At 48.4% G+C, this 24,279-nt stretch carries 33 protein-coding genes and 1 tRNA gene; 23 read left to right on the top strand and 11 right to left on the bottom strand.

Annotation, left to right across the window (positions count from 1 at the left end):
* Nucleotides 1–63: 63 nt before the first annotated feature.
* Complete coding sequence (locus IE094_RS13825; RefSeq protein ID WP_189641365.1) at nucleotides 64–495, bottom strand: Lrp/AsnC family transcriptional regulator; 432 nt, start codon at nucleotides 493–495, stop codon at nucleotides 64–66.
* Nucleotides 496–607: 112 nt separating this feature from the next.
* Here IE094_RS13825 and IE094_RS13820 point away from each other — a divergent pair, with 112 nt between their 5' ends.
* The 5 genes from IE094_RS13820 (at nucleotide 608) to IE094_RS13800 (ending at nucleotide 5,780) form a co-directional block, all read left to right on the top strand.
* Nucleotides 608–1,732 (top strand): type III PLP-dependent enzyme, encoded by a 1,125-nt coding sequence (locus tag IE094_RS13820; RefSeq protein WP_189641299.1) that lies wholly within the window; start codon nucleotides 608–610, stop codon nucleotides 1,730–1,732.
* Nucleotides 1,668–2,801, top strand: a complete 1,134-nt coding sequence (locus IE094_RS13815; RefSeq protein ID WP_229802360.1) for a T6SS phospholipase effector Tle1-like catalytic domain-containing protein — start codon at nucleotides 1,668–1,670, stop codon at nucleotides 2,799–2,801. The genes IE094_RS13820 and IE094_RS13815 overlap by 65 nt, the downstream gene beginning before the upstream one ends.
* A gap of 79 nt (nucleotides 2,802–2,880) precedes the next feature.
* A complete protein-coding gene (locus tag IE094_RS13810; protein WP_189641298.1) occupies nucleotides 2,881–3,537 on the top strand; it encodes a protein-L-isoaspartate O-methyltransferase family protein in 657 nt (218 codons plus the stop codon).
* Between the two features lie 39 nt (nucleotides 3,538–3,576).
* Nucleotides 3,577–4,986, top strand: coding sequence for a TolC family outer membrane protein (locus IE094_RS13805; protein ID WP_189641297.1), 1,410 nt, complete (start codon nucleotides 3,577–3,579; stop codon nucleotides 4,984–4,986).
* Between the two features lie 77 nt (nucleotides 4,987–5,063).
* Nucleotides 5,064–5,780: a hypothetical protein gene (locus tag IE094_RS13800; RefSeq protein ID WP_189641296.1), complete on the top strand. Its 717-nt coding sequence runs from the start codon at nucleotides 5,064–5,066 to the stop codon at nucleotides 5,778–5,780.
* A 13-nt stretch (nucleotides 5,781–5,793) separates the two neighbouring features.
* Here IE094_RS13800 and IE094_RS13795 read toward each other — a convergent pair whose 3' ends face one another.
* Nucleotides 5,794–7,242 carry a cobyric acid synthase gene (locus IE094_RS13795; RefSeq protein WP_189641295.1) on the bottom strand — a complete coding sequence of 483 codons (1,449 nt, stop codon included), beginning with the start codon at nucleotides 7,240–7,242 and terminating at the stop codon, nucleotides 5,794–5,796.
* 36 nt (nucleotides 7,243–7,278) lie between these two features.
* Here IE094_RS13795 and IE094_RS13790 point away from each other — a divergent pair, with 36 nt between their 5' ends.
* The 5 genes from IE094_RS13790 to IE094_RS13770 all read left to right on the top strand — a co-directional run bounded on the left by IE094_RS13790 (nucleotide 7,279) and on the right by IE094_RS13770 (nucleotide 11,410).
* Nucleotides 7,279–7,848: a cobalamin biosynthesis protein CobQ gene (locus tag IE094_RS13790; protein ID WP_189641294.1), complete on the top strand. Its 570-nt coding sequence runs from the start codon at nucleotides 7,279–7,281 to the stop codon at nucleotides 7,846–7,848.
* 52 nt (nucleotides 7,849–7,900) lie between these two features.
* Nucleotides 7,901–7,974 (top strand) — tRNA-Cys (locus IE094_RS13785).
* Between the two features lie 216 nt (nucleotides 7,975–8,190).
* Nucleotides 8,191–9,402 carry a tyrosine-type recombinase/integrase gene (locus tag IE094_RS13780; protein WP_189641293.1) on the top strand — a complete coding sequence of 404 codons (1,212 nt, stop codon included), beginning with the start codon at nucleotides 8,191–8,193 and terminating at the stop codon, nucleotides 9,400–9,402.
* A gap of 298 nt (nucleotides 9,403–9,700) precedes the next feature.
* Nucleotides 9,701–10,276, top strand: a complete 576-nt coding sequence (locus IE094_RS13775) for a hypothetical protein (protein ID WP_189641292.1) — start codon at nucleotides 9,701–9,703, stop codon at nucleotides 10,274–10,276.
* A gap of 561 nt (nucleotides 10,277–10,837) precedes the next feature.
* The gene (locus tag IE094_RS13770) at nucleotides 10,838–11,410 is read left to right on the top strand and encodes a tyrosine-type recombinase/integrase (protein WP_189641291.1); all 573 of its coding nucleotides are present in this window, start codon (nucleotides 10,838–10,840) and stop codon (nucleotides 11,408–11,410) included.
* 21 nt (nucleotides 11,411–11,431) lie between these two features.
* Here the strand turns inward: IE094_RS13770 and IE094_RS13765 are convergent, their stop codons facing one another.
* Together IE094_RS13765 and IE094_RS13760 are read right to left on the bottom strand one after the other, a co-directional pair.
* The gene (locus IE094_RS13765) at nucleotides 11,432–12,238 is read right to left on the bottom strand and encodes an MvaI/BcnI family restriction endonuclease (RefSeq protein ID WP_189641290.1); all 807 of its coding nucleotides are present in this window, start codon (nucleotides 12,236–12,238) and stop codon (nucleotides 11,432–11,434) included.
* A 152-nt stretch (nucleotides 12,239–12,390) separates the two neighbouring features.
* On the bottom strand, nucleotides 12,391–13,317 hold the full coding sequence (locus IE094_RS13760; RefSeq protein WP_229802359.1) for a DNA-methyltransferase: 927 nt from the start codon (nucleotides 13,315–13,317) through the stop codon (nucleotides 12,391–12,393).
* A 139-nt stretch (nucleotides 13,318–13,456) separates the two neighbouring features.
* On the opposite strand from IE094_RS13760, the gene IE094_RS13755 reads away from it, so the two are divergent.
* A complete protein-coding gene (locus tag IE094_RS13755; RefSeq protein ID WP_189641289.1) occupies nucleotides 13,457–13,972 on the top strand; it encodes a hypothetical protein in 516 nt (171 codons plus the stop codon).
* 233 nt (nucleotides 13,973–14,205) lie between these two features.
* Here the strand turns inward: IE094_RS13755 and IE094_RS13750 are convergent, their stop codons facing one another.
* The 3 genes from IE094_RS13750 to IE094_RS13740 are packed head-to-tail and all read right to left on the bottom strand — an operon-like array spanning nucleotide 14,206 to nucleotide 15,644.
* Nucleotides 14,206–15,237, bottom strand: a complete 1,032-nt coding sequence (locus IE094_RS13750; protein WP_189641288.1) for a site-specific integrase — start codon at nucleotides 15,235–15,237, stop codon at nucleotides 14,206–14,208.
* Nucleotides 15,234–15,425 carry a hypothetical protein gene (locus IE094_RS13745; protein ID WP_024096637.1) on the bottom strand — a complete coding sequence of 64 codons (192 nt, stop codon included), beginning with the start codon at nucleotides 15,423–15,425 and terminating at the stop codon, nucleotides 15,234–15,236. The genes IE094_RS13750 and IE094_RS13745 overlap by 4 nt, the downstream gene beginning before the upstream one ends.
* A gap of 24 nt (nucleotides 15,426–15,449) precedes the next feature.
* Entirely contained in the window at nucleotides 15,450–15,644 is a 195-nt protein-coding gene (locus tag IE094_RS13740) for an Arc family DNA-binding protein (protein ID WP_189641287.1), read from the bottom strand.
* An 84-nt stretch (nucleotides 15,645–15,728) separates the two neighbouring features.
* Between IE094_RS13740 and IE094_RS15645 the strand changes: the two genes are divergently transcribed.
* Entirely contained in the window at nucleotides 15,729–16,043 is a 315-nt protein-coding gene (locus IE094_RS15645) for an Arc family DNA-binding protein (RefSeq protein ID WP_138162252.1), read from the top strand.
* A 2-nt stretch (nucleotides 16,044–16,045) separates the two neighbouring features.
* On the opposite strand, the gene IE094_RS13730 is transcribed toward IE094_RS15645, so the two are convergent.
* Complete coding sequence (locus IE094_RS13730) at nucleotides 16,046–16,687, bottom strand: hypothetical protein (protein ID WP_189641286.1); 642 nt, start codon at nucleotides 16,685–16,687, stop codon at nucleotides 16,046–16,048.
* Between the two features lie 158 nt (nucleotides 16,688–16,845).
* Between IE094_RS13730 and IE094_RS13725 the strand changes: the two genes are divergently transcribed.
* From IE094_RS13725 to IE094_RS13690, 8 genes are all read left to right on the top strand, one after another.
* Complete coding sequence (locus IE094_RS13725) at nucleotides 16,846–17,058, top strand: helix-turn-helix domain-containing protein (RefSeq protein WP_189641285.1); 213 nt, start codon at nucleotides 16,846–16,848, stop codon at nucleotides 17,056–17,058.
* Between the two features lie 2 nt (nucleotides 17,059–17,060).
* Nucleotides 17,061–17,261, top strand: coding sequence for a hypothetical protein (locus IE094_RS13720; protein WP_106607238.1), 201 nt, complete (start codon nucleotides 17,061–17,063; stop codon nucleotides 17,259–17,261).
* Between the two features lie 123 nt (nucleotides 17,262–17,384).
* Nucleotides 17,385–17,723 carry an ArsR/SmtB family transcription factor gene (locus IE094_RS13715; RefSeq protein WP_189641284.1) on the top strand — a complete coding sequence of 113 codons (339 nt, stop codon included), beginning with the start codon at nucleotides 17,385–17,387 and terminating at the stop codon, nucleotides 17,721–17,723.
* Nucleotides 17,720–18,220, top strand: a complete 501-nt coding sequence (locus tag IE094_RS13710) for an SRPBCC family protein (protein WP_189641283.1) — start codon at nucleotides 17,720–17,722, stop codon at nucleotides 18,218–18,220. The genes IE094_RS13715 and IE094_RS13710 overlap by 4 nt, the downstream gene beginning before the upstream one ends.
* Nucleotides 18,221–18,276: 56 nt before the next feature.
* Nucleotides 18,277–18,651 carry a VOC family protein gene (locus tag IE094_RS13705; protein WP_189641282.1) on the top strand — a complete coding sequence of 125 codons (375 nt, stop codon included), beginning with the start codon at nucleotides 18,277–18,279 and terminating at the stop codon, nucleotides 18,649–18,651.
* Nucleotides 18,652–18,685: 34 nt separating this feature from the next.
* A complete protein-coding gene (locus tag IE094_RS13700) occupies nucleotides 18,686–19,168 on the top strand; it encodes a VOC family protein (RefSeq protein WP_189641281.1) in 483 nt (160 codons plus the stop codon).
* Nucleotides 19,169–19,180: 12 nt separating this feature from the next.
* Nucleotides 19,181–19,585 (top strand): DUF1428 domain-containing protein, encoded by a 405-nt coding sequence (locus tag IE094_RS13695; RefSeq protein WP_189641280.1) that lies wholly within the window; start codon nucleotides 19,181–19,183, stop codon nucleotides 19,583–19,585.
* Entirely contained in the window at nucleotides 19,582–20,016 is a 435-nt protein-coding gene (locus tag IE094_RS13690) for an SRPBCC family protein (protein WP_229802358.1), read from the top strand. The genes IE094_RS13695 and IE094_RS13690 overlap by 4 nt, the downstream gene beginning before the upstream one ends.
* Before the next feature lie 359 nt (nucleotides 20,017–20,375).
* On the opposite strand, the gene IE094_RS13685 is transcribed toward IE094_RS13690, so the two are convergent.
* Complete coding sequence (locus IE094_RS13685; protein ID WP_189641279.1) at nucleotides 20,376–20,846, bottom strand: RidA family protein; 471 nt, start codon at nucleotides 20,844–20,846, stop codon at nucleotides 20,376–20,378.
* A gap of 94 nt (nucleotides 20,847–20,940) precedes the next feature.
* Here IE094_RS13685 and IE094_RS13680 point away from each other — a divergent pair, with 94 nt between their 5' ends.
* Nucleotides 20,941–21,525, top strand: coding sequence for a TetR/AcrR family transcriptional regulator (locus tag IE094_RS13680; RefSeq protein WP_189641278.1), 585 nt, complete (start codon nucleotides 20,941–20,943; stop codon nucleotides 21,523–21,525).
* 86 nt (nucleotides 21,526–21,611) lie between these two features.
* Entirely contained in the window at nucleotides 21,612–22,289 is a 678-nt protein-coding gene (locus IE094_RS13675) for a class I SAM-dependent methyltransferase (protein ID WP_229802357.1), read from the top strand.
* Between the two features lie 265 nt (nucleotides 22,290–22,554).
* Here IE094_RS13675 and IE094_RS15560 read toward each other — a convergent pair whose 3' ends face one another.
* Nucleotides 22,555–22,713, bottom strand: a complete 159-nt coding sequence (locus IE094_RS15560) for a hypothetical protein (protein WP_229802356.1) — start codon at nucleotides 22,711–22,713, stop codon at nucleotides 22,555–22,557.
* Nucleotides 22,714–22,777: 64 nt separating this feature from the next.
* On the opposite strand from IE094_RS15560, the gene IE094_RS13670 reads away from it, so the two are divergent.
* Nucleotides 22,778–23,632: a hypothetical protein gene (locus IE094_RS13670; RefSeq protein ID WP_229802355.1), complete on the top strand. Its 855-nt coding sequence runs from the start codon at nucleotides 22,778–22,780 to the stop codon at nucleotides 23,630–23,632.
* 167 nt (nucleotides 23,633–23,799) lie between these two features.
* Here the strand turns inward: IE094_RS13670 and IE094_RS13665 are convergent, their stop codons facing one another.
* Nucleotides 23,800–24,087, bottom strand: a complete 288-nt coding sequence (locus IE094_RS13665) for a hypothetical protein (protein ID WP_229802354.1) — start codon at nucleotides 24,085–24,087, stop codon at nucleotides 23,800–23,802.
* Nucleotides 24,088–24,279 lie beyond the last annotated feature (192 nt).

Genomic DNA, 24,279 nt, shown 5'->3' with positions numbered 1-24,279 from the left:
ATACGTCTTATTTCATGGCGCTTTTACACGTGCAAATCGTGAAGGGAAAGCCCCGTCACCCAATCACGCGCTGCGTTTGATTTTGGAGCGAAGCTGTATCAAGCTTTCGGACGATAAAACCCCTGTCATTTCGCCAATATGATCCAGAACGGCATCCAATTCGGCGGTGGTTTGCGCGACCACTTGCAAGATCACATCAAATCGGCCCGATGCTGTATGCGCCTCTTGCACGGCAGAAATCGATTTCAGCCGCGAAAACAGATTTGCCCCAGCTTTGGGATCAACCTGTAACAAGACAGTCGCACGGATTTGCCCCGCGGCAAATGCATCACCCAAACGCAAGCTGTATCCAGCAATCGTGCCGTTTTGTTCAAGGCGCTGAATACGCGCCTGAATGGTTGTGCGTGCCACACCCAGCGTTGCCGCAAGGCTAGAAATCGGTATCCGCGCATTGGTGCGCAATTCCGAAAGAAGTCGTTTATCAAGTTTATCCATCACTTTTCGTCCCATTTTTCGTCAAATTGCCCAAAGAAATGAGTCATTTCAACAAAATAACGTTCCAATCTGACAGCAAATCGCCGCAAAATGGGAAAAAACAGGCGAACAGATGACATTTCAACGAACCAACTGGCAGCACCCATTGGATTATCTGGAACAACGGCAACCAGATCGTCCAGTGATATTTTTCCACGCAGATACGCTGGCGCAGACAGCCAAACAGTTTTTGAATGGCTTTGATGGGTTGGTTACATATGCGGTTAAGGCAAACCCAGATCAAATGGTGCTAAGCCATTTGGTGAATGCGGGCGTCACCAGTTTTGATGTGGCATCCCCGTCCGAGATGAAAATGGTGCGCAGCCATGGTGACAACTTGACCATGCATTACAACAATCCCGTGCGATCCGTGTCTGAAATTCAATATGCACTGAACAACGGCATTCGTTCATTTTCGCTGGATCGATACGGAGAAATGGTCAAGCTGGTAAAGCTAGCACCCAAAGGATGCGAAATTTCTGTGCGCCTAAAGCTGCCCGCCAAAGGGGCTGCGTATGATTTTGGCGATAAATTTGGCGCAACCCCGCCAGAGTGCATTTCGCTGTTAAACCAAGCACGCGATGCGGGCTTTCAAACGTCGATGACATTTCATCCAGGAACACAATGCGAGGATGCGCAAACTTGGGCACAGTACATTTCAACCTGCGCCGATATTGCACGAACGACAGATGTGAAATTGGAACGGTTGAACGTTGGCGGGGGCTTTCCATCATTTCGCGGTGCGATAAAACCAGAATTGACGCCAATTTTTGACTGTATCGCGCAATCTTGCAAAGATAGTTTTGGTGACAGGGCGCCAAAACTGGTTTGTGAACCCGGCCGCGCGATGGTGGCAGAGGCATTTACCTTGGTCACACGTGTCAAAGCACGCGATCGCGATGTGTTGTTTTTAAATGATGGCGTTTATGGCGGATTAACTGAATTTCGCGATATAGGGAATTGCGAACGATATTCGCTGTTCACCGCCAAAGGTACCGTTCGTGGTGGCACATATCGCGATTTCACCATTTTCGGCCCAACCTGTGATTCCATTGATCGATTGCCAGAATGCTTGTCATTGCCCGACACCGTATCAGAGGGCGACTATATATTGTTCAAGGGCATGGGCGCTTATGTCCAATCCATCGCCACCCAATTTAACGGGTACGGCGCAATGGAATCCGTGGTGTTGGCGTAAATCACAAACAGTTTTGCACAGTTTTCTTGCGTTTCTGGGAAAACCGATCATCATCCCAACCATGAACAAAAGACGCCCCCGAAATCACATCATAATTATTGATGGCACGCAGAGCAAACTTGACAGCGGACATGAAACCAACGCTGGAATTTTATATCGTTTACTAGAAGAAACGCCAAACGCACGTGAAGAAACATTGTGGTATCATCCAGGTGTTCAGGGGCATGGGTTATGGAATTGGATCACCATTGCATCGGGTATCGGGATCAATGCAACGATACGACAGGCCTATGCCCGCCTATCCTCGCAATATCGCGCGGGTGATAAGATTTATTTATTTGGGTTTAGCCGCGGTGCATATGCCGTGCGATCATTGGCGGGTATGATTGCACAGCTTGGTTTGTTGCGGCGCAAACATGCGATTGAACGGCGCGTGACGCAGGCGTTTCGATTATACGAATGCAAATCCAGCGGTGTAACGTTGCGCCATTTTGTCAATGCCTATACCAATCGCGATATTCCGATCGAAATGATTGGGGTTTGGGACACGGTCAAGGCGCTTGGCCTGTCATATCCGTTATTGTCACGCCTTGCGCCCATGGCCACGGAGTTTCACAACGATAAAATCGGTGGCGGTGTGAAAAACGGGTTTCATGCGCTTGCACTTGATGAAACACGCAATGCCTATGCCCCTGTCTTGTGGGATGTTGAATTTGGCTGGAATGGCCATTTGGAACAAGTCTGGTTTCGCGGTGCACATTCTGACATCGGGGGACATGTTTGGAAATTCCCCGATGCTCGCCCTTTGTCCAATATTCCGTTGGTCTGGATGTTGGAAAAGGCCGAAGAATGCGGTCTGACCCTGCCCGTTGATTGGCGCGATCGGTTTCATTGCGATCCACTTGCCCCGCCCAAGGGTGACAGGCTCGGAATTTCCAAGTTTTTCTTGCTGCGATCCAAACGAACCTTTGGCGCTTTCCCATGTGAAAAATTACATTCATCGGTCAGTTCCAATACGATAATCGACACCGAGCAAGCAATTTCACCGAAAGTTGTTACAAAAATCTGATCATGCACGAGTTGCCCAGCCTTGCGAACTGTGACAAAAGCAATCAAAGATTCATGCAAAACATTCAAAAGGCTGATAAATGACCGATTTTGCAAAAGCCCGCACAGCAATGGTGGATTGCCAAGTACGCCCATCAGACGTAACAAAATTCCCCATCATCGATGCATTGCTAAAAATAGAGCGCGAAAATTTTGTACCCAGCACCAAAAAGGCCGTGGCCTATGCTGGTGAACATATTGCACTGTCTGATACGCGCGCACTGTTGGATGCACGTACATTCGCCAAAATGTTGGACGCCGCAAACATCCAACCCACTGAAATGGTATTGGATATCGGATGCGGCATGGGGTATTCCACCGCGATTTTGGCGCATTTGTCCGAGGCCGTTGTTGGCATCGATAATGACCAAGATTTGGTCAATGCAGCGTCTGAAAATTTAACGCAGTCATCAACGGATAACGCAATCACGTTGTTGGGTAATTTATCCGCAGGTGCTAAAAAACACGGCCCCTATGATGTGATCATGTTACAAGGCAGTGTTTCAACAATTCCTGACAGCCTGATCGAGCAATTGAACGACACCGGACGTATCGTTGCAATTTTTTCCGACGGAAAATATGGCGTGTGCCGTATTGGATATAAATCACATGGGAAAATCGATTGGCGCGATGCATTTGATGCCACGGCACCAATGCTCGAAGGTTTTCAGACAGAAGAAACATTCACATTTGCGTAACCTTCCTCAGTGCGCAAATTGTCCACAGGAGACAACACAGTGAAAACAACCATGAAAGCCATATTGCTGGCGACCGGATTAACCCTTGCATCACCAATCGCGGCACTAGCCGATGGCGTTTCATTACAGAGCATATTGGCGCAAGCGTATAACAACAGCGATCAACTCACCCTCACACGCTCACAGCTCCGCCAAGCGGACGAAGGTGTGGCACAAGCGCGCTCGTTGTGGAAACCAACGCTCGATGGCGACGTCAGTGTCGGCGCATCTCGCTCATGGGGCCACAGCAATTCAGCGGTGGACGGCAGCAGAGTCACCACCAAAGGTACAACTAACAGCAAAAACGTCGGCATCACCGCATCGCAAATGCTCTATGACGGTGGGCGTGCAAATGCTGGTATCGAATCCGCTCGGATGCAAGTGTTGGCGCAGCGTCAAAATCTGATTGACGTTGAACAAACCGTATTGCTGGGTGCTGTTGTGGCATTTTTTGATGTACAACGCGATCAACGTGCCGTTGGCTTGGCGCAAAACAATGTGCGCGTTTTGAATGAACAAGTTCGCGCGGCACAAGATCGTTTTGACGTTGGCGAAGTGACCCGCACAGATGTGAGCCAAACTCAGGCACGCCTTGCATCCGCCGTAAGCAATCTAGAATTGGCAAAGGGTAATTTGCGCAATTCACAACAAAGCTTTCGTTCCGCGGTTGGGATTTCGCCAACTTCGCTGCATACACCAAGTTCAACGCCAAAACTGCCAAACTCTGCGCGTGCGGCGGAACAAATTGCAACCAACGGCCACCCGCGTATTTTGGCGGCACAGTTTGCCGTAAAGGCCGCGCAATATGATTTGGAACAGGCAAAATTAAACCGCCACCCAACCGTAAGCGCATCAATCAGTGCGGATGTGGATCGTTCCAATCGTGCGACGGGTGACAGTGAATCCTTGACCGCGTCCATTGGCGCAAGCGTGCCAATTTACCAAGGTGGTCGTTTGGATAGTGATCGTCGTATTTCGCTAGCATCGTTGCAAAACGCAGAGGCAAACGTTCAACTCGCAAGCCTGACCACACGCCAAAACGTTAATAGCGCCTATGTGAATTGGCAAACGTCAATTGCCGCCAAAAAGGCCGTGCAATCCCAAATTCGTTCGGCACGCATCGCATTTGAAGGTGTGCGCGAAGAGGCAAAATTGGGCGCACGTACCACGCTGGATGTATTGGACGCAGAACAAGAATTGTTAACCGCACAATCCAATTTGATTGCAGCAAACCGCAATGAATTCGTTGCGGCATATCAAGTTTTGTCAGAAATGGGTTTGTTAACGGCTGACAATCTGAAACTTGCGGTTAACCAATATAATCCTGATGTAAATTACACGCGTGTAAATGGCAAAAGCAAACTCGGTGAAAAACGATTGAAACTTTTGGACAAGCTTCAAAATCGTTAAAATCATCCCTAACCTTGATCCAAGTTGATTTCCCCACCTAAAAACAGTATTTTAGCAGTTCCTGTGGGGGAATCATTATGTCTAGTAATAATTTAAAAAATTCTGCGAATACGCGCGCCAAATTAATTCAACTGATCGCGCAACAACAAAAATCGAACGATAATTCACTGTTCAACGTGTCAGCACATGAACACGAAGCCGAAGATCTGCGCGTTGGGTTAACGGGTACTGACAATGCAAAATCGTCCAGCAGCCGCCAAAATATTGGTACACTTGCGCTTGGAACAGATGCGCTTGTACCAAGTGAAAATGCCAAAACGCTGCAAAATGCATTTCACAGCATGCGTGGGGCAAATCCTCAGCAAAAACCGCTAAAACTCGGCAAATCAGAGGTAGACGAACTGGCCGCTGATGCGGTGAAACGTGTGATTCAAAATGTAACCGAAGATAAAATCAGTGATTATATCGACACGCTATTACGGGCGCGTGTTGGCTTGGTTTTTGATGAAATCAGCGAACAAAAAATTCAAAATGCGATTGCACAAAACGCGCCCGCGCAAATTTTGGAGCTGATCAAAAAAGTAGCGCCAAAAATGATCGAAGGCGCGGTCAAATCAACAACCGAAGATGTGTTAAACGCGGAGATGGATAATTTGACCATCGCAATTGAACAATCGGTAAAACAGCTTGTCCGTCAAGAATTGCATGGTTCGTTTGGGTCAAAGGTAACGGAAAACATCAAATCTTTGATTCACATCGAAGTATCAAAGCTTCGATCACATCACGAAATTTAGTCCGAAGATTTGGTTATTCGGCAATCGCCGATATCGCATCAAGGTCCAAATTCTGTTCAACATGCGCGGCCAGTTTATCCAGTGTTGCATCAACATCCGCGCCATAGTTCAACCCAGATTGCGCAACGCCCAAACGGGCTAAAAACGCCGTGCGAAACGCATCACTGTTAAACAGCCCGTGAATGTAACAGCCTTGCACGCGCCCATTGGCATTGCTTGCACCCACACGGTCTTCGCCAACTTGCAACCACGTATTTTTGCAATCAGGGCCGTCGGTATCACCGATATGAATTTCATACCCATCAAACGAAACGCCTGTTTGCAAATCCGCCCCGATCACACGTGAAAGCTTTTTCTCTGGTTTCATATGTGTTGTGATATCCAAATGCCCCAAGCCCGCAAAGCGCCCTGCGTTACCTTCGATCCCCGAATCGTCGATAATTTCACGCCCCAACATTTGATAACCGCCACAAATGCCTAACACTCGTCCACCACGTCGAATATGTGCGGCCAGATCAATATCCCAGCCTTGATCACGGAAAAATTGCAAATCGCCAATTGTTGATTTGCTTCCAGGGATCAAAATTAGATCAGCATCATTGGGAAGAGGACGACCAGCAGGGATAGTTTCAACCACGACATCGGGCTCAGCGGACAACGGATCCAAATCATCAAAATTTGCAATTCGAGAAAGCTGTGGCACAGCAATTTTAAACGCGCCCTGCCCCATGGTGTTGGAAATATCGCTCGCATCTTCTGCTGGTAATTTATGCGCATCGCCAAACCACGGTAAAACACCCAGCGATTGCCAGCCTGTGCGGCTAACGATCTCGTTCAGCCCAGCGTCAAACAATGAAACATCACCACGAAATTTGTTGATTGCGAAACCTTTAATCAAGGCTAAGTCATCCTTGGGTAAAATCGCATGTGTGCCTACCATTTGCGCGATCACACCGCCACGATCTATATCGCCGAGCAAAACAACCGGCACATTCGCCGCGCCCGCAAATCCCATATTTGCAATGTCACCCGCACGCAAATTGATTTCTGCAGGGCTTCCCGCGCCTTCAACAATCACAATATCGGCTTTTGCTTTTAAACGTTCAAAGCTTTCTAGTACGCGCGGCATCAATTTTTGTTTTAAAGCACCGTATTCACGCGCCTTTGCCGTGGTAAGCCGCTGACCCTGCACGATCACTTGTGCACCGATGTCGGTTTCAGGCTTTAACAAAACAGGATTCATATCCGTATGGGCGTCAAGGCCACAAGCCAGCGCCTGTAATGCCTGTGCGCGCCCGATTTCGCCACCATCACTGGTTACGGCCGCATTGTTTGACATATTTTGGGGTTTAAACGGCGCAACTTTTAATCCACGCTTTGAATACGCACGACACAAGCCAGCAACCACCATTGATTTTCCAACGTTTGAACCAGCCCCCTGGATCATAATGGACTTTGCCATTTCGCGCCCCTAAAAAGCATACAAAGGATGCAAAACATGAATACGCCCGCACATTTAATTCTGGCCGCCGCCGTGTTTGCTCGGCCAGATAAACCGAAAGTTACCTTGGGGGCAATCGCAGGTGGCTTTTTACCTGATTTTTCTCTCTATGCTTTGGTCGCATGGAGCAGATTTATCGACCAAAATTCGTTCAGTTACATATTTCGCGAACAATATTTTTCCCAACAATGGCACTCCATTTTTGCCGTGGACAATTCTTTTTTTGTCTGGGCACTTATCATCGCAATCGGCGTTTATTTAAAAAAACACTGGCTTTGGGCATTGGGTGGCGGTGGTTTTTTACATCTGTGTTTTGATTTTCCACTTCATCATGATGATGCACGCCAACATTTTTGGCCCCTCACCGATTGGGTTTTTCACAGCCCGTTTAGTTATTGGGACAAAGGCCACTTTGGCGGAACTATCGAAATGTTAGAATATGCATTATGCGTCGTTCTGCTTGTCATTCTTTGGCGCCGTTTTAAATCAATATTTTCGCGCTCAGTGATCGCAATTGTGGCCACAATTCAAATTTTACCCACGATATTGTTTTCTTGGCTACTTTAACATCTTGCACGCCCTGTCTGGCATTGCTATAGCCACGAAACACCATTACGGCGGCGAGTTGGCGGAGTGGTGACGCAGCGGATTGCAAATCCGTGTACACCGGTTCGATTCCGGTACTCGCCTCCACTAAATCTAGTAATTTCTGCAAAAAATCACTGAAATTTAACTAAATATAGCTCCGAACTTTACGTACACAGTTTGTACACAATACCTCTCAACAGTTCTCAACAAAAAATCATAGAATCTAAATGCCGAACGTTTATACGTAGTAAACTTGTTGTTTTTACATCAATAATGTGATATAATATTGTTATAAATCAATAACTTAAGGTAAACTCCGCATTGAAAACTATAAAAATTGCAAAGAATTTAAGACTAGATAAGCGCAAAGGCAGTAACTGCTGGCAAGCACGTATTACTCTGCCCAACGGGAAACGCATTATAAAAAGTACGAAGACTACAGTTTTGGAAGACGCCGAAGATATAGCGCGTGAATTTCGATACGAAATCAAAGCTCGTATAGACAATGGGCTGCCAGTTAACACAAAAAAATTTAAAGACGTGGCTAACTTTCTCATTGAAACTCTAAACGCTGAACTAGATGGAAAGGCGGGAAAAAAGGCCTACAAAGACTATATTTCAGCGCTTGAAAAATGGCTAATTCCATACTTTGGCAAAACCAATATAGATAAAATTAGTTATAACTCGCTCGAAAATTTTGATCTGTGGCGAACCAAAAACAACGGCAATCAGAAATTTAGCAAAAGTGGGATCAACAATCATAATGCAGCACTCGGAAAGGTTTTTGATACCGCCGAAAAACATGGCTGGATGCTAGGTACATTGAGGCCAAAACTTTTAAATAATGGTGTTAAAAGTAAAAGTAGGGGAAGCTTTACAATAGACGAGTACATTCAAATCTATACCGAATTGAGAACTTGGCACCAAAAAACCGACAACAAATCAACAAGAGCAACACGTAAAACTTTGCGCAACTACGTACTTTTTTTAGCGAATACTGGTGTGCGACATGGCACTGAAGCACTTAACTTAAAGTGGAAAAATATTGCACGGCACCAAAGCAAAGGGCAGACGTATTTGGCGTTAAGCGTCGATGGAAAAACAGGAACACGTTCTCTCATTGCACGTGATCGAGTGGAAGGTTATTTGGATAGGCAACGAAAACTAAATCCGGTCACAAGCGTCGGTGATTTTGATCACCTTCTTGCTAGTAAAAGTGAAGCGTTCGTATTTACGACTGAAACGGGTAATGTAGCAAAACTCCGCAACCTTATGCGCTCCTTCGATGCATTACTTGACGAGTTAGGCTTGAGAATTGGCGCTGACGGTAAAACTCGCACACTCTACAGCCTGCGCCATTTCTACGCGACGCAAGATTTAACACGTGGAGTATCAGCCGCTAATTTAGCTAGCCAACTAGGCACCAGCATAAAAATGATCGAAAAATATTATAGTAAATACAGCCCTCTATTGAACGCTGATACACACAGTGGGCGTTCCTATTATGCAGAGAAGAAAACCAAGCTTGAATAAATCAATATGCATTTAGTCCAATTAAATCGCCATATTCAAATTTGACATAACCTATTTAATTTACGCGTGAACGCAAAAATCACCAAATTAGCAACATTGTCTCTTTAGGGAACTGCAGACGTGACAAAGAAAGTCTGCCTTGTTGCTTGCGACAGTTTACCGAATAATTTGCCTATATAAAACTGCAGCATACAGACAATTTCATTTCAATTTGCCACCTCATTTCGGTTACTTCGCTGGCTGCAGTACCGTTGATTTACAAATGATAAATAAATGAATGAAGGATTAAGAAGCCCCAATGAACCACTCAAACAGTTACAAACAACAAGAGGCAATAATCGATTGGCTAAATGATAAAAACTGGCAGGTATTTGGTACCCTAAAGTTTTTAGATGGGCACTCTATTTCAAAAGAAATCGCTGAAAAGGACATAAACAATTTCTTTAACCGATTAGACAGAACCTATTTGGGTTCTAACCTAGTCAAAGACAACAATAGAATAGAACGTTTCGTATTTTATCATACCGGAAAAAGTGGCAGCAATATTCATTTTCACTTTCTTGCAAAACCAAACTGCCAAATCGATTTTTTCTGCAAGACCGCTAAGTGTCTATGGGAAGCCACCAGCAAACATAGCGTACCGTACGAGCATTTAATAATTGACGAAATTCGTAGCAAGAAAGGAGCCACTCGCTATTGCTTACACGAGTACCCTAAACTCGGAGAAAATACACTTTACTTACCTGCAACACATCGCAAGCCAACTGCAATGTCGTCAAATTCCTTACATCGCATTCGTAGATTGCTTAAACAGCAAGAAAAAAATGAAATCATCATAGAAAATTCGCGTAGGCGAACTTCAAAAAAAAAATAGCAGCATGTTCTGCACAACACTGAAAAACAGCAATGCTGACTGAAGTGAGCCGGGCGAAATGTCAGATGCAACAGATCCACATTTGTTGCAAATCCTACGGTGTTGCCAATGTAAAATTACAAAAATATGTGCCAAACCAAAGGAACACTTAGTGAAATTACTACAGTACATTTTAATCCTATTGATTGATATTGACGAGCTAGTAGCAGTGAAGGAGCTAAGTCAAAATTGGTGTAAAAGCAGCAAAGCTCGTTTGCTCATTGAAAGCACTTCGGAAACAATTTAAGCATTGAGGCTGCAATGCACGACATAATTCAAACACTAAGTCGAGCTGGGAAGCGCACAGGCTAAGTTTGAAAATATGTACTAGAAGAAATTGGGTGATTAATACGCAAATTTAACATTTAATAGAATACAAATGTTAAATAATACACATTCTATAACATATGTAACGATAAGTGTTAAATTACAACAACTTAACCAAAATGGCTTTTTAGGTCGTTTTCCAAAATATGTGAAATTACAATACATTGCGGTAAATAAACACATATTGGATGACGTATGAAACAAGCAAAACTATTAACTCAAGCGGAACAAAAAAGACTTACCGCAATAATCAATTCACACCGCTACAGCGCACGAAACCATGCGATATTTGCTTTTAGTTTTTTAGCCGGACTTAGGGCATGTGAAATTGCCTCACTAAGAGTTGGTGATGTATTTGATGAAACCGGAAAAGTACGCAACACCATCTATTTAAAAGCGGGACAAACAAAAGGTAGTGAGGGAAACACCGTGCTAGTCAGCAAGCGCCTGACAATAGCTCTGTGTCTGTTTGCTGCCCAATACCCACAGCATATCATATCACCTAACGCAGCGCTGTTTTTCAGCGCCAAACGAGGTGGTTTCAGCCCACAGACCATTGTCAATTTATTTGCACGTTTCTACGCACTCGCAAACATTAGAGGTGCAAGTTCTCATAGCGGCAGACGACAGTTCTTAACTGAGTTAGCGGATAAAGGTATTAGTGTACGTGTCGTTCAGGCACTAGCGCGACATAAAGACATAAGCACCACTATGAATTACATTGATTTCAATGAGAACAAACTACGTAGCGCTATTGAACTTATTTGAACAATAGGTGACTCCTGCAAATCACCCTACTATCTCATGTGTTTCGAACAGTTCAGCAACTTTAGAAAGCTTAACTCGCAGTTTAGTTCCATGATTGTGGCCGGTACGTGCGTCAAAATCTATGAATAATCCTCCGCTGGTAAATAGCTCTATTAATCGTTTTGGTTTAAACCCCTTTAGAAGAACAGCTTCAGTGTACATATACATCATCCGCCCGCCTACATTTTTACTTTTACATTGAACAAAAAGTGTATTGTCTAATTTTTCAACACATTTCGCAATGAAATTGCTTTCGTCCCAAAATATAGGGAATAAGGATTGATAATGAGGGTTCCTTTGCTCAATGTCGCTTAGCCAATCACCATACGTTTTGTACTGCCCAGTTTGGTCGATCGTGTCAGATGCTACTTTATTTTTATTAAATTCTAAGGATATCCGCCCCTCACTCAACACTACTCTAAAGCCACGCACAGAATACCGATCTGATGCCGTAGTAGAGCGAAAACTCATTTCTCCAGCCGGATATTTATTATTTGGATTTTTATGCGGCCATCCCATTGCGACTATTAACTTTGGAATAGTTGCAGCTGGTTTAGGCTCTTTGTGAAATAGGGTTATCAAACTACCAGCTTCTACCCGTCGGGTCTTAATTTCAAATATCCCAAAATCTGGTATTGAAAGGTTATTCTCAGTTATTCCCATTAAGTCTTCGAAGGTATGCCCAGCATTTCCATCGTTTCCTTCTCGTGTACCTGAATGCCAGACCCCTACAATTTCATCTAGCTTGGCTAATAATTTCTGTTTCGAAAATTCATTATCTTGTTGCATAAAGTATCTCTTTAAAAAGCTTTGCTTTAAAAAAAGGTACTAACAATTTGGTAGAATGAAAGTATTTTGTAAAAAACGACATGAACTACTTGTACTAAGTGTCGCCAAATAGACACCCCAATAGTTAAACGCGCCAGCAAACACTTGGTTCGCTATTTTTGACCTGTGCTTATTTCATCAGCCTCATCAAAATAATTTTTGATTCGTTCTTCTGCGTGCACAACATACTTTTCGCTAAGCTCAATTCCAACGTAATCTCTATTGTGGGATTTTGCAGAAATGGCCGTAGTGCCAGAACCCATAAAAGGATCTAAAACGGTCTTTGCATTTGTGGACGTTATTATTCTGTCAATCAGCGCGACTGGAAATGGAGCCGGATGCGGATTTTTTTGTTCTTGCGTAAACTCCCATATATCTCCATGCGAGTTTCCACCTTTGGCAAGTTTGAAACCTTTTTTTGCAATCAAATAAATGACTTCGTAAGTAGGTACAAAATATCCCGGATTAAAATTAAATCCACCTTTTCTACGCCAAATTATAATTTGGCGTACTGGAAAACCTTCAACTATATCACTCCTATCTTGCAGCAATCCCGCCTGTACACGCCATTTATGATTATAAAATATAGCTCCATCATCGCTTACAACACGCATCATTTCTGTTAAGCACTTGCGTTGCCAAGCTACATAATCATCGTGTGGCATATTGTCGTTATAATTGGCGTACCCATCCATCAGTGCAGCGTTAGACCATTTTCCACCACGCCCATCTTTCATTCCGTTACCCGTCGAATTCTTCAAATTATAAGGAGGCGATGTCACCACAATATCCACACATCCTTGCGGAAGTTTTTTCATTGTAGACACTGCATCTCCGACGAGAATTTTGTTGATAAATTCGTTTTTGCTTAATATGGGTGCCATTTCGTCCGCGTCAATTTTTAGATCATCAAGTCGTATAGCTATTAAAGCACCCTGCAAAAGAAACCAATTAATATTTCCTTGCCCTTTAACATCGCTCGCTACTTTAGCTGGGTAGGGTAATTTGAAATCCAGCTTCCTTCGCAGCGGATCATCCATAAATGCGAGGTTAAGCTCGTTTGGCGAAATTTATAACTTTATTTAAATACTAAAACCTTTTCACCTATATTGCTTTTGGCCAACTTAAGTCATTAATGTCGCAATATAAACTTTTTGGACTTCAAAGTAAGGATTATAGATGCACATTAATTTTCTCTCAATAGCAACCATTAGTTCAGCTTTGTTTTTCTCAAATACAGCGTTTGCAAATTGGCATAACGCGTTCGAAAATCAAGTTGCACTTTCCGGCGATGAAAGTCTTTCATTTGCTTGTCCTCCACCTGGTTCTGATTTTTTAGGGCCAACGTTTACTGCTTATATTTCAAAACCTCTTCCACAAACTAAACAGGCTGAACTTCTCTTTAGGTTTGACACTGGGAAAACCGTGCGGTGGGTACCTGACAATTCAAACGAATTATATATTGGCCCGATGTATGGCATCAACGACAACGCAGATAAAATTTTAGGATATGAAGCTGCCTTGCGTTTTGGTCCAACCGAAAGGGACAAAGATCGGTGGAAGTTTTTGACTGAACTATTTATGGAAAAAAAGTCCGTTATAGTTATAGCAAACGGAGTCGAACATGGCCCTATATCCTTAAAAGGATCTTCCAAATCACTTCGCCACATCGCTTATTTTGAACCGCCTTGTTAGTCGACAGCAGAGCTAAATATTGCAAAACTTCACCAACAAATCTGTACACAATTATGTACACATGAAAATAGCGTGACTATTGCGCCCTTATTTTATTGGACCAATTCAAAGTGTACAAGAATTGCAAATCCGTGTACACCGGTTCGATTCCGGTACTCGCCTCCATTAAAATCAATGACTTGCGTCATCCTTCTTCTCCTTCACTGCCATTTTTGAAACAACCGTTGAAACTTTCACGTTTCGCTCTTGCTTCGTTCCATTTGATTTCTCGCCTCTTGAGCGCGCTTCGCGAGCTCCCTTTGCCGGATCGGTCCGCCGTACTTTTTCAGCATCTCAACGCCTGAGTGCCCGGTGACCGCCTTGACCATCTCGTCATCACATCCAGCTAGATAGAGCTCGATCGTCGCATTTTTCCTGAGCCCGTGGGTTTTGTAGTAGCTCGCCTTCTCATGCTTCATCTTCTTTTTGATGGTGCGCATTTCCTCCGCAACGATGCGGTAGCTCACCGGTCGACCTTTGGGGTCGGTCACGACAGTACCATCCGTTCGCGCGAGTCCGTCGAGATGGGTCTTGAGGCGATCCGTGAGCGGGATCCACAGCGGCTTGTCGGTTTTGCCTTGAGTGAAATCGAATCCCTCATCCGAAAAGTGCGCCCACTTCATCTTCACGACATCACCAATGCGCTGACCTGTACCAACGCAAAGCTCATAGACCAGCCGCGCACGCTTTGAAGCCAGCGCTTCGAACTCTGCTCGAACATCGTCTGGCCAAGGCTCCCACCCGTCGCTTTGCTGCTTGAAGAGCGGAATGCCCTTCGCCGGATTGCCATGCTCTTTCTTGATAAAACCAATCAGACGGGCGTGGTTCATCAAGACGACCATGACCTGGACGAGATAGTTGGCTTGCCGCCAGTGATCCGCATTTGCCCGGTGCAGTTCATAAATGTGGTGGGTTTCGATCCTAGCCGGGTCTTTGTCGGCCCAGATCTCGCGAATGTGGCTGATGTACCGCCGATAATCGGATCTCGTCCGGGGCTTCAGCTTCTTGTAGGCGTCGCTCTCGTAGTAGCTAAGAATCAACGCCTCAAAATTGCGCTTCACCGGCGCAGGCGCTGGTTTTCCCTTCAGCAAGCGATTGTAGTGATCCCAAAATTCCGGTGTGCCCGCTTCCTCGTGCATCATGACGGAGATGCCGCGCGATCGCCGGATGAACCGTAGGTAACCCCTGTCACTATAGACGTATTTTGGCAGGCTATTGCGGGTCATTCGCCCATTCTCAAGTCGCTGTTGAGAAAGTCGTCGGCGGCCTCTGGCGCGACCATATTCGCATCGACGATGACACTGCCATCAGGCTTGATCTCGAACTTTGCGCGCTGCCAACCTGCCTCCCGCGCCTCGCGGATAAAGGCTGAGGCCGCTTGTTTCGCTTTTGTCTGTGCACTTGCTTTGGTCATCGTCTCGACACCTCTCTCACCTCGTTAACAACGCGCATTATCACACTGATTCATATTGATATTTCCAATTGAACCGAGTGCGGAACGCCTGTCCTTCGCCGCGCGAATGGCTCGGATAACTTCAGAGTTTTGGGAGTTGCCATTGCGATCGGACTCCGCCTTGATCCACTCCTTGAGCTCTTGCGGAAGCCGAAGCTGCATTGGTTTACGACTATTCATGAAACGCCTCCAGGTTGAAAACATGTCCCGTTAGTGGCACTTAGCCACTATTGCGTCAATCGAATTTTATGGCACAGTGCCACCATGTCAGAACAAAGTGCTCAAAATCAGGACAAGTTCATCGTGCGATTGCCGGATGGCCTTCGTGACCGGATACGGCTTGCAGCCGAGAGCAACCACCGTAGCATGAACGCTGAGGTCGTTGCGGTCCTTGAAGAAAACTACCCCGCGCCGGTCCCGGAAAACATTAGCGACCCCGCAGCCCGAATGCTATTCTGGCTCGCCAAACGAATCCGACGGAGAAGCCCGCAACCGGGCTCACCCAGAGACAAGCAAGCCGCCCTATACGAGCGTATTGCGGGCGATATATCGGAACGCATGAAGGATATCGGGGAATAGCCTTAGTAGGCCACCCACTCGTATCCATGGTTGCCTTCGTGATCTTCCCATTCAACGCCAACCCCGCGTCGCCAATTCGATGACGAACAGCGCCGCGACGGCAGCACCCACTGCGGGGCGGCCGCCGGTGTCGTGCGTTGCCATCCGAATTCGCCCTGCGTGCCATAGGTCCCGAGGCGAATATTGTAGCTCTCAGAGCAGTCATCGTCGCGACCGCGTTCGCGATGGCTGTAGTATCGAACATCCCAGACACGGATCGAGCGCACGAAATCGAATTCCAGACCACTGATGTCGATATCGGCACCGCCTTCAGCCATCTGTGCCAGAATGACTTGGCCGAGCGTCTGACCTGTTTGGTTGCTGGCCTCCCAGATCTTTGGGGCCGTGCTTTGCAAAGGCACCCGCTCAGAAACACCCATCGGGCAGCGCCAAATTTGCAACGGCGGCTCGATCGGCCAAGGCGTAATCCGCCTAATGAAAACCGCACGAGCATGGGCACATTCTGCTGAAGTTGGCCACCCGCCAGCCAGGCAAAGCAGAATGGCGCAATCAACTTGGTAGGCTTTTGCTGCCTGCGGAGCCAAGCTGGAAACGACACTTATGGCGACCCCGCCAAGCAAATTTCGGATGGATTTGAGCCACATATCAATAAGCGCCTTTCGACTTCATTACTATAATATTGATGGTTGTTGCCCAACTTCGCCCCGCACACCATATGCGAGCAAGGGATTAGATCCACTCGCGCGCATTTTGTGGAATATATTCCGTAGAGCAATTCTTGTGATCTGGCCGAATACAGGCCATGAAATTGAGGGAAACAGTAGGGTTAAATATTCGGAATCTAAGAAATTCCAGAGGATTGAGCCAAGAACAATTAGCTTTAGCTGCTGACCTGGATCGCAGCTATATCAGCGAGATCGAGCTCGCGAAATTCTCAGCATCGATCGATGTTCTAGAGCGGATCGCGCATGCTCTCGAGGTCGCTCCCAAGAAATTGTTTAACGAGAGGGGCTAGTTTTGCCCGAATTTGAGAGTGGTCGCACAACAGCCGAAGCCATCGGCCGCATTACGTGCATCAAAACAGGCGTCGAAATCGGCCTACTTTATCTGTGGGATAACGGCGACACGCAGGCCGCGCTGCACGAAGACGGCCTGCTTCGATCGACAATCTGCCCAGAGCAACAGGCAGGACCGGACCTTGGTGCAAATCGCGGCTAAGAGCCGGAATGAGCCCAAATTGCAGGATGCTGCGGCGGACATGAATGGCTGGTGTTGTTTCTTGGAACTACAATCAAAACTTACCTCTTGTGGTAAGTAATGAATCACTCTATACTTACCCCCATGGATAACAATAGCCCCGAACTTGATACCGTTTTCCTTGCTTTCGCGGACAGCACCCGCAGGGCGGTCTTGCGACGGCTTGGTGATGGTCCGGCCTCGGTCAGCGACCTAGCCGCTCCCTTCGACATGGCACTGCCTCCGTTCATGAAGCACATCAGGACGCTGGAGAATGCAGGCTTGATCACCACCGAAAAGGTTGGCCGCGTCAGAACCTGCGAACTCAACCCCGAGCGATATGCGGCCGTTGAGGACTGGCTCAAGGAACAGCGCAGGCAATGGACCTCGCGTTACCGAAAACTCGATAACCTGCTCGAACAACTGAAGGACAAAGACAGATGAAACCCGACCTCCACTACACATTTCAAACCGATATGCAGACCAACCGGCTCACGATCCGGCGCGAATTCGATGCGCCGAAGGATTTGGTATGGGACTGCTATACAAAGGCCGACTTGCTGGATCAGTGGTTCGCCCCCGAGCCTTTCACGGCCAAAACCAAATCCATGGCTTTCGAGGAAGGCGGGCATTGGCATTTTGCGATGGTCGATCCAGACGGAAACGAACACTGGGTTCGCTTCGACTACAAGACGATCACGCCGAAAGACGGCTATCACGCGCAGGATGCTTTCAGCGACGTGGATGGCGGCATCAATCGCGACATGCCCGTCTCGACCTGGGATGTTACGTTCGAGGACACATCCCCGCGCACACTCGTGCAGATAATCTCGACCTACGAGACTCCCGAGGCGCTGCAACAGGTCATAGATATGGGCATGAAGGAAGGCATGGAAGCCACCCTCTCCGGTCTCGACAAGCTGTTGAAAAAACTGGCTTGAAGCAACGAGTCTATCAGCACAATGATGCAGATCGTAGAGATTGGAGGACCGACAATATGCAGAAGGTTACAGGTATTGGCGGTGTGTTCTTTCGTGCAAATGATCCAAAGTCACTCATTGACTGGTATGAAAGGAACCTCGGTGTCGATATTTCGAAAAGAACCTGGGTTCAGGAAAGCGGCCAGACGGTTTTCTCTCCCTTCGACGCGGCGACAGACTATTTCGGGAAATCGACCCAGCAATGGATGATTTGTTTCCGGGTCAATGATCTGTCCGCGATGATTTCACAGCTTGAAGCGAACAATATCCAGGTTTTCCAGAAGGCAGAATGGAACAGCGAAGTGGGCAAATTTGCGCGTATCCACGACCTGGAAGGCAATCCTGTAGAACTTTGGCAACCATCCGCCGAGTCAGCAACCATCGGAGGCTGAAACCGCTGCTTACCCCTAACAATGGAGGAAATTCATGCCCGAACTCGTGAACTGCCTGTGGTATGACCACGGCGAAGCAAAGAAGGCCGCCGACTTTTACGCCGCAACCTTTCCCGACAGCCGCGTCGAGCGCATAAACCTTGCTGCCACCGATTTTCCGGGCGGCAAGAAAGGCGATGAGCTGACGGTTGAGTTCACCGTCTGCGGACGACGATTTGTCGGTCTGAACGGTGGGCCGGTATTCACCCCGAACGAAGCCGTGTCGTTCATGGTCATCACCGAAACGCAAGAAGAAACCGACCGCTACTGGAACGCCATCGTGGAAAACAGCGGAAAGGAAAGCGCCTGCGGCTGGTGCAAGGACCGCTGGGGGCATTCCTGGCAGATCACGCCCCGCCTTCTTCTGGACCTGACGACTGGCGATGACGCTGACAAGGCTAGGCGCGCTTTCGAGGCGATGATGACCATGCACAAGATCGACATTGCCGCGCTGGAAGCGGCGGTTGCAAGCAGCTGACGGGGGACCAACATGGGATACGTAGAGGGTTTTGTAATCGCCGTTCCAACTTCAAACCGGCAAAAATTTATCGATCATGCCAGCCTGATTGATCCCATATTCGTCGAGCTTGGTGCGCTTCGTGTTGTCGAGTGTTGGGGCGACGATGTTCCAGACGGCAAGGTCACGGATTTTCCCAAAGCGGTGCAGGCCACGCTTGACGAAACAGTTGCATTTGCTTGGATCGAATGGCCCGACAAGGCAACGCGCGACGCCGCACATGCCAAAATTGCAGAATGGATGAATGCCCCTGAAAAGATTGATCCACGCATGGATCCCGCAAAAAACCCGATGCCGTTTGATGGCGCGCGGATGATCTTTGGCGGTTTTGAACAGGTCGTTGATCTTAATAACAAACCTCAAAAAAATGAGGCATGACCATGACGCACCAGAAGATCACCATCAGCACCACTGTCAACGCGCCGGTCGCGCATGTCTGGCAGGCCTACACTTCACCTGCCGACATCATGCAGTGGAATTTTGCATCCGATGACTGGTGTTGCCCGAGTGCAGAAACCGACCTGCGCATCGGCGGCGCGCACCGGGCACGGATGGAAGCCAAAGACGGCAGCATGGGTTTCGATTTCGAGGCGACATACGAGGAAATGGAACCAGAGAAGGCCCTGACGCTGGCGATGACAGACGGACGTAAGGCACGCACCACGTTCGAGGCGGCGGGATCGGGCACAAAGGTTACAACCACCTTCGACGCCGAAACCGAAAATGCCATCGACATGCAGCGTGACGGCTGGCAAGCGATCCTCGACAATTTCAAAGCGCATACAGAAAACCAAAGTATGAAGGGCTGAGGGTCGAAGATGCCGACAATCACTGCCTTCAAGACCTCCCCTGACAAGGGCGTCGGCCTTCGCCCGTGATATGCGCATTCGTTGGGCGTTGGAAGGGGTCGATTCCGGGAGGGGGCAGGATCGTATCATAAGCAGCGGTTGGGGAATTATGTGGCGAAAGCGACTGAAGTCCGCTCAGCGAACATAAACCCCCTCACAGAACTTTTGAGCCAAAATCGGTTGATTCCGCAGGTGACAGAAACGGTTGAGTTTTGGCACATCCTGCATTGCGGAGAAGGTCTGGAGTGAGCCCAGAGTGACCGATTCTGGGCGGTGTGCAAACGACCAATTCCGCAGGAAACCGGCCGTTGCGCCTCTACTTAGCTCGTTTCGGGTATACGGGCGATGACCTTGATTTCGAAATCGAAACCGGAGAGCCACGTCACGCCGAGAGCGGTCCAGTTTGGAAAAGGCGGCTTTCCAAAGATCCGGTTCTTCACGGACATCATATCTTCCATCTGATTTTCAGGATCAGTATGGAACGAGGTGACATCGACGATATCATCGAAAGTGCACCCAGCCGCGGCCAGTGTTTCCTTGAGATTGTCGAAGGCACGCTGGACTTGATCTGCGAATACAGGTTCGGGAGTTCCGTCAGGTCGTATGCCAACCTGGCCCGAGACAAAAAGCAGGTCGCCGGACTGTATAGCGGCGGAATAGCCGTGCGCCTCGTAGAGCGCGTGCCGACCTTCTGGAAAACGGGGTGTGGTTTTGTCATGGTGGTTTCCTTTTTTGTTCAGCCTGATGTGCTGGCTCGCGGTTTCACGCTCGAAGAGCTTCACAGGCAGCATTCAATTTTGATATACGTGGCGTATATGAAGTAGAATCACACGCGGCGTATGTCAATCCATATACGTGACGTATGTGAAGAAATGGGGGTATGGGATGGCTGGACGGCGCGCCGAACTGATGGAAGAGAATCGCTCAAAGCTGATTGCGGCCGCCCGAAAGGCCTTTGCCGACAAAGGCTATGCAGCGGCGTCAATGGATGAACTGACGGCGGACGTCGGACTCACGCGCGGTGCGCTCTATCACAACTTCGGAGACAAACGCGGGTTGCTCGCAGCAGTTGTCAACCAGATCGATGGCGAAATGGCATCGCGCGCCTGGGAGATCGGTCATAAGGTAGGCGATGACTGGAATGGTTTGTTGGCGGAAGGTGCGGCCTACATCGAAATGGCTCTTGAGCCCGAAGTGCAGCGCATTGTCTTGCTTGATGGACCGGCGTTTCTGGGAGATCCGTCGCAGTGGCCCAGTCAGAATGCCTGTCTTCGGACGACCGAGCAGACGGTTGGGCGGCTTGTCTCCGAAGGTATCATGAAGCCGATTGACCCTGAGGCCGCTGCGCGTCTGATCAATGGTGCTGCCTTGAACGCTGCGTTGTGGATTGCTGGCAGTGACGATCCGAAGGCCGTTCATCCGAAGGCCGTCGAAGCGTTCCGCTGCCTTGTCGATGGCTTGCTAAACTAGATCCCAGAACGCAAGGCTGCCGACGCGTTTCGGTTTCGATGTCACGGTTGGCCGCTAGTGCCCAATATGGAAATTGATGGAGAGAAATGATGGCGGTCGATACAAATTCTGATGACTTATCTGGCTATGGGGACCGTGTCGCGCGACACATTCCGGGCCTGCGCGATATGCACCATATGGCCGGTCTCTTGCTGGCTGAGCGTGTCCCTGCGGATGGTCGGGTATTGGTCTTGGGTGCGGGCGGTGGCCTCGAACTGCGTGCGTTTGTCGACATGCAACAGGACTGGCGGTTCGATGGTGTAGACCCTGCCGCTGACATGATCGATCAGGCTCGCCTCGTTTTGGGCGACCAAGTGGGTCGCGTTACCTTTCATGAAGGCTATATCCAGCACGCACCCGATGGTCCTTTTGACGGCGCGGCATGTCTGCTGACCTTGCATTTTCTCGACCGGAAGGAACGTTTGCGCACTTTGCGCGATGTGCACCGCCGCCTGCGACCGGGCGCGCCATTTGTTGTGGCGCATCACAGCTTTCCGCAATCGCACCAACAGCGCGATTTGTGGCTTCGCCGCAATGCTGATCTGCTAATTTCGCGCGGTGCCGACCCTGCAAAGGCTGAGAAGGGTATCCAGGTCATGAAAGAACGTCTTCCAGTACTCTCACCCGAAGAGGATGTGGCCGTCCTGCGCGAAGCCGGTTTTGATGATGTCCAACTCTTCTATGCTGGCTTCACATTCAAAGGCTGGGTTTGCTATCGGGATTGATAGCTGAGGTATGCTTCTGGCCCGCATGTCGTGAACTGCCAAGACCAGCCATTGGCGCCTACTCAGCGAATTGGCGCTTTGTCCTGCAGACTGACGGTTCGATGGCACCTAGATCATGCAATCGCAGCGAAGGTCCGGTCTGGTGAAGCTGCATTGCAGCGCTTGACGCCAGCGGCAACGGCCGGTTTGGGCCGTGAGTGTCAGCCAATATCGCTACCGGAGGCCAAGATGCTGCAAGGCGGAGAATGACCGGATGGAGCCCACTTTACCGGATGCTGCATGATGCACGAATGTCTGCTCCGTGGAGCGTGGCCAAAAACGTGACAAAATCAAAGGCAGTTTTGCCAAGGGTTTGTGGCACAGGATTTTTCAGCAATTCCGGCGTCAGCATCAAATATGACAAAAACGACCGTTTTTGGCGCACCAGTTGTGGCAGGGGGGGCTAGTCAGAATTTGCAAGGCCTCATGCTCGTCACCATATACTGACAATGTGGAACGCTGTTTGGTCTATTGCTGGAAAGATGGGTCTCTTGGCGGGAGCCCTGTCGATCACTTTGCTTGTTCAGCATTCTCTAGATGTTGGACTTGCTCCAGCTCTGCAAATCGTTCTCGACTACTATGAATGGTTCAGGTCAGCCTTGATGTCACCTTTGCAACCAATTGCCGAGCTCATTGCTGCAAAAATCGCTCAATTTCTCAATCTAAATATCGAGCTTTCAGAACACTGGGGCGATGTATTTGTTCTTATGGTTCTGTATCTCGGGGCGCGAGCGAAGGCGTACTGGGATACAGGAGCTCGCACCCATGCTGCGATCCGCTTCGTTCTTGGGGTCTTGATTTCATTCGTCACGGCCATACTCGCGGGTACTTGGAGCGAAGTCGGTGTTCTGTCAGGCTTGATGATCGTAATGACTGTTGTCATTGGTCTTTTTGTTTTCGATGTGTTCGATGCGAGTTGGGCAGCTCTAGCCTATCGAAGGCCGGATCAAACGTGGATCGATGAATTCAGAAGGTATCTTGGATTTAGCCTCCCGACGATAGCCGTTGCTGTAGTCGCTCTAGTCCTGAGCGTGTTCCTGTTCTTGGTGGGCGTAATTCCGAGTTCGGCGCGCTTGGGATCAACAAGCCTGCTAATCTTTGCTTTCGCCTTAGCATTGTACTGGGCATGGCGAGGATGGGCATTGTCAGGACAGCAAGAGTATCGAGAGGAAAGCGAAACAAGATGGGCGCGTTTCCGTCGCAGCAGCACAACGCGCATCGCTATACTGATGTTGATGGCCATGACTGGGTCAGCGTGCTTCTTTGCAATGAACGCCGGGCACGCATTGTTTGTCGCTGGATAGCCAAAACCCATACGTTTCTGTCACCGGCGAAAACAACCGTTCTTGACGGAGACTAAACCCTCAAAACCGACCTTGGCGCAACCGCCGCGAAAGGGCGCTTCGTCCGCCTTGGCGACCTTCGCCGCCGCGTTTTTGAACGGCAGCTTTCTCTACAGTGAGGACGGGCGTCATTTCCTCACGCGGCCCTGAAGCTCCAAAACGCGCGCGTAACCTTCGCTGACCTCGCGCGCTTGTTCGAAGACCTCTCGCCGCTCCTGATCCTGACAACGGAAGTACTGCTCGACTTCGGCAAAATACGCCTCAGCATCACGCCTCAACAGGTCAGCATATGCCCTGACATCATCGGGATCGGTGGGCATCCATGGCGACACTGGTGGCAGGCAACTGCCTGCGATCGAGGCTGATCCCCAACCCAAAACAGCCAGAGCCGCCCATGTTTGCTTCAAAAGCGCCATATTATCTTGGCTCAGCCACTCTGTTGCAGTAAATTCGTTTCAACGCATGAAAGGCGCAATAACTCTGTCCGTCGTCAGATAAATTGGAACACGTGAGCTTATAAATTAATGGAGGCTCTGGTTCGTCGTTGATTTGATTATGCCGCTTTTCTGAAGTGTTGCAAGCGGCGCTGATTGATGGTGTTGCGTTTG

Source organism: Paramylibacter ulvae (assembly GCF_014652655.1).
GTDB lineage: Bacteria > Pseudomonadota > Alphaproteobacteria > Rhodobacterales > Rhodobacteraceae > Amylibacter > Amylibacter ulvae.
This window is presented reverse-complemented; position numbering and strand designations above follow the sequence as displayed.

What these genes read in the sequence shown, in the direction of transcription:
- IE094_RS13810 (WP_189641298.1), top strand. Translation starts at nt 2,881, where the DNA reads ATGACCGATTTTGCAAAAGCCCGCACAGCAATGGTGGATTGCCAAGTA.
- IE094_RS13740 (WP_189641287.1), bottom strand. Translation starts at nt 15,644, where the DNA reads ATGAATAGTCGTAAACCAATGCAGCTTCGGCTTCCGCAAGAGCTCAAG.
- IE094_RS13825 (WP_189641365.1), bottom strand. Translation starts at nt 495, where the DNA reads ATGGATAAACTTGATAAACGACTTCTTTCGGAATTGCGCACCAATGCG.
- IE094_RS13675 (WP_229802357.1), top strand. Translation starts at nt 21,612, where the DNA reads ATGATGGCGGTCGATACAAATTCTGATGACTTATCTGGCTATGGGGAC.
- IE094_RS13715 (WP_189641284.1), top strand. Translation starts at nt 17,385, where the DNA reads ATGGATAACAATAGCCCCGAACTTGATACCGTTTTCCTTGCTTTCGCG.
- IE094_RS13755 (WP_189641289.1), top strand. Translation starts at nt 13,457, where the DNA reads ATGCACATTAATTTTCTCTCAATAGCAACCATTAGTTCAGCTTTGTTT.
- IE094_RS13680 (WP_189641278.1), top strand. Translation starts at nt 20,941, where the DNA reads ATGGCTGGACGGCGCGCCGAACTGATGGAAGAGAATCGCTCAAAGCTG.
- IE094_RS13815 (WP_229802360.1), top strand. Translation starts at nt 1,668, where the DNA reads ATGTCCAATCCATCGCCACCCAATTTAACGGGTACGGCGCAATGGAAT.
- IE094_RS13670 (WP_229802355.1), top strand. Translation starts at nt 22,778, where the DNA reads ATGTGGAACGCTGTTTGGTCTATTGCTGGAAAGATGGGTCTCTTGGCG.
- IE094_RS13745 (WP_024096637.1), bottom strand. Translation starts at nt 15,425, where the DNA reads ATGACCAAAGCAAGTGCACAGACAAAAGCGAAACAAGCGGCCTCAGCC.
- IE094_RS13700 (WP_189641281.1), top strand. Translation starts at nt 18,686, where the DNA reads ATGCCCGAACTCGTGAACTGCCTGTGGTATGACCACGGCGAAGCAAAG.
- IE094_RS13820 (WP_189641299.1), top strand. Translation starts at nt 608, where the DNA reads ATGACATTTCAACGAACCAACTGGCAGCACCCATTGGATTATCTGGAA.
- IE094_RS13705 (WP_189641282.1), top strand. Translation starts at nt 18,277, where the DNA reads ATGCAGAAGGTTACAGGTATTGGCGGTGTGTTCTTTCGTGCAAATGAT.
- IE094_RS13800 (WP_189641296.1), top strand. Translation starts at nt 5,064, where the DNA reads ATGTCTAGTAATAATTTAAAAAATTCTGCGAATACGCGCGCCAAATTA.
- IE094_RS13790 (WP_189641294.1), top strand. Translation starts at nt 7,279, where the DNA reads ATGAATACGCCCGCACATTTAATTCTGGCCGCCGCCGTGTTTGCTCGG.
- IE094_RS13770 (WP_189641291.1), top strand. Translation starts at nt 10,838, where the DNA reads ATGAAACAAGCAAAACTATTAACTCAAGCGGAACAAAAAAGACTTACC.
- IE094_RS13795 (WP_189641295.1), bottom strand. Translation starts at nt 7,242, where the DNA reads ATGGCAAAGTCCATTATGATCCAGGGGGCTGGTTCAAACGTTGGAAAA.
- IE094_RS15645 (WP_138162252.1), top strand. Translation starts at nt 15,729, where the DNA reads ATGTCAGAACAAAGTGCTCAAAATCAGGACAAGTTCATCGTGCGATTG.
- IE094_RS13725 (WP_189641285.1), top strand. Translation starts at nt 16,846, where the DNA reads ATGAAATTGAGGGAAACAGTAGGGTTAAATATTCGGAATCTAAGAAAT.
- IE094_RS13685 (WP_189641279.1), bottom strand. Translation starts at nt 20,846, where the DNA reads ATGCTGCCTGTGAAGCTCTTCGAGCGTGAAACCGCGAGCCAGCACATC.
- IE094_RS13695 (WP_189641280.1), top strand. Translation starts at nt 19,181, where the DNA reads ATGGGATACGTAGAGGGTTTTGTAATCGCCGTTCCAACTTCAAACCGG.
- IE094_RS13760 (WP_229802359.1), bottom strand. Translation starts at nt 13,317, where the DNA reads ATGGATGATCCGCTGCGAAGGAAGCTGGATTTCAAATTACCCTACCCA.
- IE094_RS13690 (WP_229802358.1), top strand. Translation starts at nt 19,582, where the DNA reads ATGACCATGACGCACCAGAAGATCACCATCAGCACCACTGTCAACGCG.
- IE094_RS13775 (WP_189641292.1), top strand. Translation starts at nt 9,701, where the DNA reads ATGAACCACTCAAACAGTTACAAACAACAAGAGGCAATAATCGATTGG.
- IE094_RS13710 (WP_189641283.1), top strand. Translation starts at nt 17,720, where the DNA reads ATGAAACCCGACCTCCACTACACATTTCAAACCGATATGCAGACCAAC.
- IE094_RS13730 (WP_189641286.1), bottom strand. Translation starts at nt 16,687, where the DNA reads ATGTGGCTCAAATCCATCCGAAATTTGCTTGGCGGGGTCGCCATAAGT.
- IE094_RS13765 (WP_189641290.1), bottom strand. Translation starts at nt 12,238, where the DNA reads ATGCAACAAGATAATGAATTTTCGAAACAGAAATTATTAGCCAAGCTA.
- IE094_RS13750 (WP_189641288.1), bottom strand. Translation starts at nt 15,237, where the DNA reads ATGACCCGCAATAGCCTGCCAAAATACGTCTATAGTGACAGGGGTTAC.
- IE094_RS13665 (WP_229802354.1), bottom strand. Translation starts at nt 24,087, where the DNA reads ATGGCGCTTTTGAAGCAAACATGGGCGGCTCTGGCTGTTTTGGGTTGG.